Annotated in this window: 9 protein-coding genes; 3 read left to right on the top strand and 6 right to left on the bottom strand. The window is 61.2% G+C overall.

All coding sequences use genetic code 11. The features are described 5' to 3' along the window. Positions 1-138: 138 nt before the first annotated feature. The 6 genes from BT119_RS06110 to BT119_RS06085 form a co-directional block, all read right to left on the bottom strand. Positions 139-516, bottom strand: coding sequence for a gamma-butyrobetaine hydroxylase family protein (locus BT119_RS06110; RefSeq protein WP_003316640.1), 378 nt, complete (start codon positions 514-516; stop codon positions 139-141). Positions 517-608: 92 nt separating this feature from the next. Continuing rightward, positions 609-1,946 (bottom strand): ATP-dependent protease ATPase subunit HslU, encoded by a 1,338-nt coding sequence (gene hslU, locus BT119_RS06105; protein ID WP_003365974.1) that lies wholly within the window; start codon positions 1,944-1,946, stop codon positions 609-611. A gap of 66 nt (positions 1,947-2,012) precedes the next feature. Next, positions 2,013-2,543, bottom strand: a complete 531-nt coding sequence (gene hslV, locus BT119_RS06100) for an ATP-dependent protease subunit HslV (RefSeq protein WP_003392345.1) — start codon at positions 2,541-2,543, stop codon at positions 2,013-2,015. Between the two features lie 206 nt (positions 2,544-2,749). Continuing rightward, complete coding sequence (locus BT119_RS06095; RefSeq protein ID WP_002551645.1) at positions 2,750-3,445, bottom strand: SPOR domain-containing protein; 696 nt, start codon at positions 3,443-3,445, stop codon at positions 2,750-2,752. 1 nt (position 3,446) lies between these two features. Continuing rightward, entirely contained in the window at positions 3,447-5,183 is a 1,737-nt protein-coding gene (gene argS / locus BT119_RS06090) for an arginine--tRNA ligase (protein WP_003432149.1), read from the bottom strand. 97 nt (positions 5,184-5,280) lie between these two features. Further along, positions 5,281-7,500: a primosomal protein N' gene (locus BT119_RS06085; RefSeq protein WP_072365093.1), complete on the bottom strand. Its 2,220-nt coding sequence runs from the start codon at positions 7,498-7,500 to the stop codon at positions 5,281-5,283. A 169-nt stretch (positions 7,501-7,669) separates the two neighbouring features. Here BT119_RS06085 and rpmE point away from each other — a divergent pair, with 169 nt between their 5' ends. From rpmE to BT119_RS06070, 3 genes are all read left to right on the top strand, one after another. Further along, entirely contained in the window at positions 7,670-7,891 is a 222-nt protein-coding gene (gene rpmE, locus BT119_RS06080; RefSeq protein ID WP_002551648.1) for a 50S ribosomal protein L31, read from the top strand. Positions 7,892-7,904: 13 nt separating this feature from the next. After that, a complete protein-coding gene (locus tag BT119_RS06075; protein WP_072365092.1) occupies positions 7,905-8,708 on the top strand; it encodes a thermonuclease family protein in 804 nt (267 codons plus the stop codon). Positions 8,709-8,890: 182 nt separating this feature from the next. Further along, on the top strand, positions 8,891-10,159 hold the full coding sequence (locus tag BT119_RS06070; RefSeq protein ID WP_003365988.1) for a malic enzyme-like NAD(P)-binding protein: 1,269 nt from the start codon (positions 8,891-8,893) through the stop codon (positions 10,157-10,159). The last annotated feature ends 183 nt before the right edge of the window (positions 10,160-10,342 follow it).

Here is a 10,342-nt window from a genome sequence, read left to right as displayed (position 1 = left end):
TGGGAATGCAGTGGGTGACGCTCTGCGTCACAGATCTACGCCGCAACCGTGTTCAGGGATGACGCAGAGCGTTCAGAACGGCATACCCACGCGGAACATGGGCACGATGGTGTTCTTACGGACACCTGTAAGGCGGGGTCAGAGCATCAGTTTGATGACGTGTTCGGAAGGGTCGCGGGATTTGCCGGCTTTCTCGAGCTCCTGCAAGTAGTCTTCCCACAGCGAAGCCTGGCGTGTGGCCAGTTCGTACAGGTATTCCCAGGTAAACAGGCCGCTGTCATGGCCGTCATCGAAGGTCAGCTTAAGCGCATATTGCCCGGCAGGCTCGACCTTGGTCAGGCCGACTCCCAGTTTGCCGAATTGCAGGATTGGCCGACCGTGGCCCTGAACTTCCGCAGAAGGGGAATGCACCCGCAGAAATTCGGCGGGCAAATGGTATTCCTCATCCGGCGCGTATTTCAGCGTCAGGGTCTTGGAGGCCTTGTGCAACTGGATGGCAGTGGGCAGAGCGGGCATGGCTGCAGTCTCGGGTTTTAAGCGTCGGGCAGAAGCAAAAAGCTGCAAGAGTGAACAACCTCTTGCAGCCTGAAATGCCAACCGCGTGTGGCTTAGAGAATATAACGCGACAGGTCTTCGTTTTCTGCCAGATCACCCAGGTGACTATTGACGTATTCCGCGTCGATCTCGATCGGCGCTGCGTCAGGGTTGATGGCCAGGTCTCCGGCGCTGAACGAGACTTCCTCAAGCAGGCGCTCAAGCAGCGTATGCAGGCGGCGGGCACCGATGTTCTCGGTCTTCTCGTTGACCTGCCAGGCAATCTCGGCCAGACGCTTGATGCCTTCAGGCTTGAACTCGATCTTCAGACCTTCGGTCTTGAGCAGCTCGCGATACTGTTCGGTCAACGACGCATGCGGCTCGCTGAGGATGCGCTCGAAGTCCTGTGGCGACAGCGCCTTGAGTTCAACGCGAATCGGCAGGCGGCCCTGCAGCTCGGGGACCAGATCGCTCGGTTTGCTCAAATGGAATGCGCCCGACGCAATAAACAGGATGTGGTCGGTCTTGACCATGCCCAGTTTGGTGTTCACGGTGCAACCTTCGATCAGCGGCAGCAGGTCGCGCTGCACGCCCTCACGGGACACGTCGACACCGCCCGAATTACCGCGCTTGGCAACCTTGTCGATTTCGTCGATGAACACGATGCCGTGCTGCTCGACCGCTTCCAGTGCCTTGGCTTTCAGCTCTTCTTCGTTGACCAGGCGGCCAGCTTCTTCTTCGCGTACCAGCTTGAGCGCTTCCTTGACCTTGAGCTTGCGGCTCTTGGTCTTGCCTTTGCCCATGTTGGCAAACAGGCTCTGTAACTGATTGGTCATCTCTTCCATGCCAGGCGGCGCGGAGATATCGACACCAACGGCTTCGTTGATCTCGATTTCAATTTCCTTGTCATCCAGCTGGCCTTCGCGCAGGCGCTTGCGGAACAGCTGACGGGTATTGGAATCGCTGCTCTGCGCCGGGTCTTCGTTGAAGCCGACCCGGGCCGGTGGCAGCAGGGCGTCGAGAATGCGCTCTTCGGCGGCATCTTCGGCGCGGTGACGCACCTTGACGATTTCCTGTTCGCGCAGCAGCTTGATCGCAGCATCGGCCAGATCACGGATGATCGACTCTACATCACGACCCACGTAACCCACTTCGGTGAATTTGGTGGCTTCGACCTTGATGAACGGTGCGTTGGCGAGCTTGGCCAGACGGCGGGCGATTTCGGTCTTGCCGACACCGGTCGGGCCGATCATCAGAATGTTCTTGGGGGTTACTTCGACACGCAGTTCTTCAGGCAACTGCATGCGGCGCCAGCGATTGCGCAGGGCAATGGCCACGGCGCGCTTGGCATCGTCCTGGCCGATGATATGGCGATTGAGTTCATGGACGATTTCGCGGGGAGTCATTGACATGGTTATTCACGGTCCTCTGTTGCGGGCAAGTCGATGGGGCCACAGGGTGTGCAGCCCAGCAGCGGCTTAGCCGGCGAGGTCCTGCTCCTCAATGGTGATGTTGTGGTTGGTGAACACGCAAATGTCGCCGGCGATATGCAGGGAAGTCTCGGCAATTTCGCGGGCCGACAGGTCGGTCTTGAGCAGCAGGGCGCGTGCTGCGGCCTGAGCGAATGCGCCGCCGGAGCCCATGGCGATCAGGCCGTCCTCGGGCTCGACCACGTCACCGTTGCCGGTGATGATCAGCGAGGCGTCCTTGTTGGCGACGGCCAGCATGGCTTCAAGACGGCTCAGTGAACGATCGGTGCGCCAGTCCTTGGCCAGTTCGACGGCTGCACGAACCAGATGCCCCTGGTGTTTTTCCAGTTGGGCCTCGAAGCGTTCGAACAGCGTGAATGCATCGGCGGTCGCGCCAGCGAAGCCGGCGATCACTTCACCGTGATACAGGCGGCGTACCTTTTTGGCGTTGCCTTTCATGACGGTGTTGCCCAGAGAAACCTGGCCGTCGCCAGCCATGACGACTTTACCGTGGCGGCGCACTGAAACGATGGTGGTCAAGGGAGAGTCTCCACACTGCGGGGCGAAAATGCCCTGATGCAAACTCATATGGGGGTGTGGGTGAGTATTTCAACCTTGAGGATGAACAGCGGGGATAACTGGCAGCTGACTGCCGGAGGCATAAATCTCCGGCAGTTGTAACGGCCTCTTCGTGAGCAAGCTCACCCCCACCTATAGCGCAGAGCGCTTTGCGCGCTCTGTTTCAGCTAGCGGCTCTGGCGCTGTTGCAACAACAGGTTACTAAATCCGCCGCTTGCCAGTTGTTTCTGGGCGGTGGTCAGTTGTTCGCGATTGCTGAACGGGCCGACCAGTACGCGGTACCAGGTTTCATCCTTCACAGTGCCTGACTCGACGGTAGAGGTCTGGCCCAGCAGGATGATTTGCGCGCGAACCTTCTCGGCGTCAGCCTGTTTGCGGAACGAGCCCGCCTGCAGGAAGAACGTCGTCACCGCGGCCGGCTTGGTGGTCGCAACCGGTGGCGCTGGCGGAGGCGTCAGGCCGCTGAGGGCTGCCTGGGCGCGTGCCGTGTCGATCTTGGCTGCCTGTTCCGGCGAGACCGGTGCTGTCGGTGCCACAGGCGGCGGGGTCTTCTCCGGCACGGCTTCGTTCGGCACGATCACTTCCGATTCCGGCAGCAATGTGTAGAAGTCGTACTTCGGTTTGACCGGCGCCGTCGGGCTCGGTGGTGTTTTATTCGCCTCGGCGATCTTCGCGGCCTTGGCGTCCGCCTTGACCCGCTTGACGTCTTCGCCACCGGGCTCGAGCTTCATCAAAAAGACCACGAATGCGCCCACGGTCAAGCCAATCGCCAGCCACAACCATCCTGGAATCGGCTTCTTCGCGGGTGCCTGATAACGGCTGGCGCCCCGCTTGGGTGCCGGTTTCTTCTTCGCAACTGCCAACTTACATACGCTCCAGAGTTTCCAGACCCAACAGGTCCAGGCCTTGCTTGAGGGTGCGGCCGGTCAGGGCAGCCAGACGCAGACGGCTTTGCTGCTGATCGGGGTTTTCCGCACCAAGGATCGGGCAGTTTTCGTAAAAGCTCGAAAACAGACCCGCAAGGTCATACAGGTAAGCACAAAGTACGTGCGGTGTGCCTTTTTCTGCGACGTTGTTCAGTGTTTCGGTGAATTGCGCCAGACGTGCGGCCAGTTCCTGTTCCTGCGGCGCTGCGAGGACAATCTGGCCCTTGCTGGCGTCAAACGCGCTGCCCAGCTTGCGGAACACGCCCGCCACACGGGTGTAGGCGTACAGCAGGTAGGGCGCGGTGTTGCCCTCGAAACTGAGCATCTGATCGAAGTTGAAGCTGTAATCGCTGGCGCGGTGCTTGGACAGGTCGGCGTATTTCACCGCACTGATACCCACGGCCTTGGCAATGCTGCGCAATTCTGCTTCAGCGACTTCCGGGTTCTTTTCCTTGACCAGGGTGTAGGCGCGCTCTTCGGCTTCATCGAGCAGGTCGATGAGTTTGACCGTGCCGCCGTCGCGGGTCTTGAACGGGCGGCCATCGGCGCCGTTCATGGTGCCGAAGCCCATGTGTTCGAGCTGCATGCCGTCGTGGACGAAACCGGCGCGGCGCGCCACTTCGAACACCTGCTGGAAGTGCAGGGCCTGACGCTGGTCGACGAAATACAGCACGCGGTCGGCCTTGAGCACCTTGCTGCGATAGCGGATCGCTGCCAGGTCGGTGGTGGCGTAGAGATAACCGCCACCGGCCTTCTGCACGATGACCGGCAATGGCGTGTCATCGGCGGTGCGGAATTCTTCGAGGAACACGCATTGTGCGCCATTGCTCTCGACCAGCAGGCCTGTGGCTTTCAGGTCGTTGACCACATTGGCCAGGTCATCGTTATAGGCGCTTTCGCCCATCACGTCGGCCGGGGTCAGCTTGACGTTAAGGCGCTCGTAGGTCTCCTGGCAGTGCGACAGCGAGATGTCCTTGAAGCGCGTCCAAAGCGCCAGGCACTCGGCATCGCCGGCCTGCAGCTTGACCACCAGACCACGAGCACGCTCGGCGAACTCTTCGGACTCGTCAAAGCGCTGCTTGGCGGCGCGGTAGAAGTTTTCCAGGTCGGACAGCTCGTCGCTGGTCGCTGGCTTTTCCTGCAGATAGGCCAGCAGCATGCCGAACTGGGTGCCCCAGTCGCCCACGTGGTTCTGACGAATGACCGTGTCGCCGAGAAACGTCAGGACGTTCGCCACGCCGTCGCCAATGATGGTCGAGCGCAAATGGCCAACGTGCATTTCCTTGGCCAGATTCGGTGCCGACAGATCGACGACCACGCGCTGTGCAGCGCCCGCCTTGCGGACTGACAGGTGCGCGTCGGCCAGTGCAGCGTCGAGGCGTGCGGCCAGCGCGGCAGTGTTCTGGAAGAAGTTCAGGAAGCCCGGCCCGGCGATTTCGACCTTGCTGACTTGCTCGTCGGCCGGCAGTGCGGCGATCAGCTTTTCAGCCAGATCGCGCGGTTTCATGCCGGCAGGCTTGGCGAGCATCATCGCGATATTGCTGGCGAAGTCGCCGTGCGTCTTGTCGCGGGCGTTTTCCACCTGAATCGCCGGCGTCAGCCCTTCTGGCAAGACGCCCTCGGTGACGAGACGGGTCAGGGCTTGTTGAATCAGCTGGCGAATCGTGTCTTTCATGGTGCTCTCTTCGACCGCAAGCGCGGTGGCGCTTCGATGCGCGGGTGGAAAAACTCTGCATTATCCGTTGCTCAAGCCTGCTTGCCAACGGCGTGACTTAATAAAGATCCACAGGATCCACATCCAGCGACCATCTGACCTGCCGGCCGCTGGGCATTTGCTCCAGCGCGAGCAGCCAGGTGGCAAGCAATTTATGCAAGGGCGCACGGGCGCTGGACTGCACCAGCAACTGCGCGCGATAACGTCCGGCGCGGCGTTCCATCGGTGCCGGAACCGGGCCCAGCAGCTCAATGCCGCCCAGCGCCATCTGCGCAACCAGTTGCTCCGCATCGCTGCAGGCCTGATCGAGAAAGGCCTCGGCCTGTCCCGGCTTGTGCGCTTCGGCGCGCAGCAGTGCGAGGTGTGAAAACGGTGGCAGACCCGCCGAACGGCGCTCGCTCAAGGCCTGTTCGGCAAAGGCGAAATAACCCTGCTCGGTCAGCTGAATCAGCAGTGGATGGTCGGCCAGGTGGGTCTGGATGATCACCTTGCCAGGTTCTTCGGCGCGCCCGGCACGGCCTGCCACCTGAACGATCAGTTGCGCCATGCGCTCGCTGGCGCGGAAGTCGCCGGAAAACAGCCCGCCGTCGGCGTCCAGAATCGATACCAGCGTGACCCGGGGAAAGTGATGGCCCTTGGCGAGCATTTGCGTGCCGACCAGAATGCATGGCTGGCCGCGCTGGATCGTCGTGAACAGCTGGTTCATGGCGTCCTTGCGCGACGTGCTGTCGCGGTCGACACGCAGCACGGGGTAGTCCGGAAACAGAATCGCCAGGCGCTCTTCGGCGCGCTCGGTGCCCGCGCCTACCGGGCGCAAATCCACCTTGCCGCACGACGGGCACTGGCGCGGTACACGCTCGACATACCCGCAGTGATGGCAGCGCAGTTCGCCCGAGCGCTGGTGCACGGTCATGCGTGCATCGCAGCGCTGGCAGCCGGACATCCACCCGCAGTCGTGGCACAGCAAGGTGGGTGCAAAGCCGCGACGGTTGAGGAATACCAATACCTGCTGGCCTGCCGCGAGCGTCTGACCGATGGCCTGCTGCATGGGCCCGGAGATGCCGCTGTCCAGCGGTCGGCTCTTGACGTCCAGGCGCATGAAACGCGGCTGCTGTGCGCCGCCCGCGCGCTGATTCAGGCGCAGCAGGCCGTAGCGGCCGGTGTAGGCGTTATGCAGGCTTTCCAGGGACGGCGTGGCCGAGCCCAGGACAATCGGAATGTTTTCCTGACGCGCCCGCACCAGGGCCAGATCGCGGGCGTGATAGCGCAGACCTTCCTGCTGTTTATAGGAGCCATCGTGTTCCTCGTCGATGATGATCAGCCCGGGGTTTTTCATCGGCGTGAACAGCGCCGAACGCGTGCCGATGATGATGTCCGCCTCGCCATCGCGAGCCGCCAGCCAGGCATCCAGCCGCTCGCGGTCGTTGACCTCCGAGTGGACCAGCGCAATGCGCGCATTGAAGCGCTGCTCGAAGCGCGCCAGGGTCTGCGGGCCGAGGTTGATTTCCGGGATCAGCACCAGCGCCTGCTTGCCCGCCTCGAGGGTCTCGCGGATCAGTTGCAGATAGACTTCGGTCTTGCCGCTGCCGGTGACGCCGGCCAGCAGGAACGCATGAAAGCTGTCGAACCCGGCGCGGATCGCTTCGTAAGCGGCGCGTTGTTCGGTGTTGAGCGGCAATTCAGGCTGGGCCAGCCAGTGCTCATGGCGTGCGCTGGGTGCATGGCTGCGGACCTCGACGTACACCAGTTCCTTGGCCAGCAACAGGTTGAGGCTGTCCTTGTTGAGCATCAGCTTGCTGAGCAGTTGATGCGCCACCCCGTGCGGGTGCTGGGCAAGGGTGGTCAGGGCCTCGCGCTGCTTGGGCGCGCGGGCGATGCGCGGATCGTCGACGCTGGCACCCGGTGCAACGTGCCAGAAGCGTTCCTGGCGGCTTTCGGCCAGTTCGCCCTGACGCAGCAACACCGGTAAGGCCCAGCTCAGCGTGTCGCCCAGGCTGTGCTGGTAATACTGCGAGGTCCACAGGCACAGTTTGAACAGCGCGGGTGGCAGCGGCGCTTCGCTGTCGAGCAGGGCGATTGCAGGCTTGAGCTTGTCGGCGGGCACTTCGCTGTGATCGACCACTTCCACCAGAATGCCGATCATTTCCCGGCGTCCGAACGGCACTCGCAGACGCATGCCCGGCTGCAAGGCGCTGCGCGACACGCCCGCTGGGGCGCGGTAGTCGAACAGGCGGCGAAGCGGCGAGGGCAGGGCAAGGCGCAGGATGGCGTCGGGCACGCGGTGTTTCCCTGTGGTGATAAGTGATGACGGAGGCGCGATCTTAGCAGACGACCGGTGTGAAGGTTCGCTTGCGTCGTTGCAATTGTCTGGTACTATCCGCAGCCTATTTCCGTGCGGTATTCAACAATAGTGTTGAGTGGCGGCGCGTTAGACCGAGGAAGTACCGATGAAAGCTGATATCCATCCAGTTTACGAAGCCATTGACGCTACCTGCAGCTGCGGCAATGTCATCAAGACCCGTTCCACCCTGGCCGCTCCTCTGAGCCTGGACGTGTGCAACGAGTGCCACCCGTTCTACACCGGCAAGCAGAAGACGCTTGACGTTGGCGGCCGTGTCGACAAGTTCAAATCCCGTTTCGGTGCGTTCGGCGCTACCAAAGCGAAGTAAGACTGGCTGCCCTATGGGCATCTCCAGACTGCTTGAAAAGGCGCTCCTTGTGGGCGTCTTTTTTATGCCCGCGATTTGGGTGTCCGGCGCGCAGGCCTTCTGCCCGGCACCTGCCTCGTTGCCGGTCGCACAGGTACAGCGTGTGGTCGACGGCGACACCTTGAAGCTGACCGATGGCCGTAGCGTGCGGATGATTGGGCTCAATACGCCTGAAACCGGCAGAAAAGGCCGGTCTGCCGAACCGTTTGCCGAGGCTGCCAAAAAGCGCTTGCAGGCGCTGGTGAATGAAAGCGGCGGCAAGGTTGGTTTGCGTATCGGTCAGCAGGGCAAGGATCATTACGGCCGCACGCTGGCCAACGTCTATGACCGTAAAGGCGCCAACCTCGAGGCGCAGTTGCTCAGCGAAGGGCTGGGCTATCTGGTGGCCGTTGCGCCCAATGTCAGGCTGGTCGCTTGCCAGCAGGGCGCGGAGCGTCAGGCACGTCAGGCGCGGCTGGGTGTATGGCGTAATTCGCCAGTGCAGTCCTCGACCCGGCTGAATAAAAGCGGGTTCGCGATTGTGTCCGGTCAGGTCAGGCGTGTGCAGCGCAACCGCGGTGGTATCTGGATCGAGTTGCAGGGCTCGCTGGTCTTGCGTGTCGCGCCTGACCACCTGAGTGCCTTCGATAAGGCGATGCTCCAGCGCCTCGAAGGGCAGCAGGTCGAAGCGCGTGGCTGGGTCGTCGATCGCTCCCGACGCGGAGGCCTTGAAGCGGGGCAGTCCCGCTGGCTGCTGCCACTGACCCATCCCGCAATGCTGGACGTTTCACGTCGCTAGACGCGGCCTTCAAACCGGTGATCTGACGAGCGTGACCGAGTGTTCACGTTTCAGGTCTCTAAGCGTAAAGTCTAAGCCCGAGCCTATTGACAGCAGTGACTGGTCAGTCTTGTTAGGACTATGCATCTTGCGTATCCTCGGCGGTCCGTCTGTCCCACAGTAAAAAAAGCGGAATCCAATACATGTCAGATCTGAAAACTGCCGCGCTCGAATACCATGCCAATCCTCGTCCGGGGAAGCTGAGCGTCGAACTCACCAAGCCGACCGCAACCGCTCGTGACCTGGCTCTGGCCTACAGCCCTGGCGTTGCTGAACCCGTGCGTGAAATTGCCCGTGACCCCGAGCTGGCTTACAAGTACACCGGCAAAGGCAATCTGGTAGCAGTTATTTCCGATGGCACCGCGATTCTCGGCCTCGGCGATCTGGGTCCGTTGGCTTCCAAGCCGGTCATGGAAGGTAAAGGCGTTCTGTTCAAGCGCTTCGCCGGTATCGACGTTTTCGATATCGAAGTCGATTCCGAAAGCCCACAGGCCTTCATCGACACCGTAAAACGTATCTCCATCACCTTCGGTGGCATCAACCTGGAAGACATCAAGGCGCCTGAGTGCTTTGAAATCGAGAAAGCGCTGATCGAACAGTGCGACATCCCGGTTTTCCACGATGACCAGCACGGCACCGCTATCGTGACAGCGGCCGGCATGATCAACGCGCTGGAAATCGTCGGCAAGACCCTCGATTCGGCGAAGATCGTCTGCCTGGGCGCTGGCGCTGCGGCCATCTCCTGCATGAAGCTACTGGTGAGCATGGGCGCGAAGATCGAAAACATCTTCATGGTCGACCGTACTGGCGTTGTCCACTCCGGCCGTACCGACCTTAATCAGTACAAGGCCGCGTTCGCTCACGCTACCGAGAAGCGCTCGCTGACTGACGCGCTGGATGGCGCTGACGTATTTGTAGGCCTGTCCGGTCCTAACCTGCTGAGCGCTGAAAACCTCAAGCTGATGGCCAAGGACCCGATCGTGTTCGCCTGCTCGAACCCTGATCCGGAAATCTCCCCGGAACTGGCTCACGCCACGCGCAGTGACGTGATCATGGCCACTGGCCGTTCGGACTACCCGAACCAGGTCAACAACGTACTGGGCTTCCCGTTCATCTTCCGCGGTGCTCTGGACGTTCGTGCCAAGCGCATCAACGAAGAAATGAAAATCGCCGCGGCCAACGCCCTGCGCGAACTGGCCAAGCTGCCTGTGCCACAGGAAGTCAGCGACGCCTACGGCGGCATCAAACTGGAATTCGGTCGTGAGTACATCATTCCGAAGCCAATGGACACCCGCCTGCTGGGCCTGATCGCCGATGCAGTGGCCAAGGCAGCCATCGAGAGCGGTGTTGCCACCCTGCCGTATCCGAAGCACTACCCGCTGACCAGCGTGGATGATGTGTTCAAGGGCTGATCCCTGACCCAATAAAAAACCCCTGCAGCGATGCAGGGGTTTTTTTATGCCTTGGATGCCCTGCTCTTGTGGGGCATTTTCAGGGATTGAACTAGCCTCTTCGCGAGCAAGCTCGCTCCCACATAGCCCCGGATTATCCTGAAAGTCCACGAATCCGTGGGAGTGAGCTTGCTCACGAAGAGG

Origin of the sequence: Pseudomonas sp. NFACC10-1 (genome assembly GCF_900119195.1) — a bacterium.
GTDB lineage: Bacteria > Pseudomonadota > Gammaproteobacteria > Pseudomonadales > Pseudomonadaceae > Aquipseudomonas > Aquipseudomonas cerasi.
Note: the sequence above shows the minus strand (reverse complement) of the source record. Positions and strands in the feature narration are given on the sequence as shown.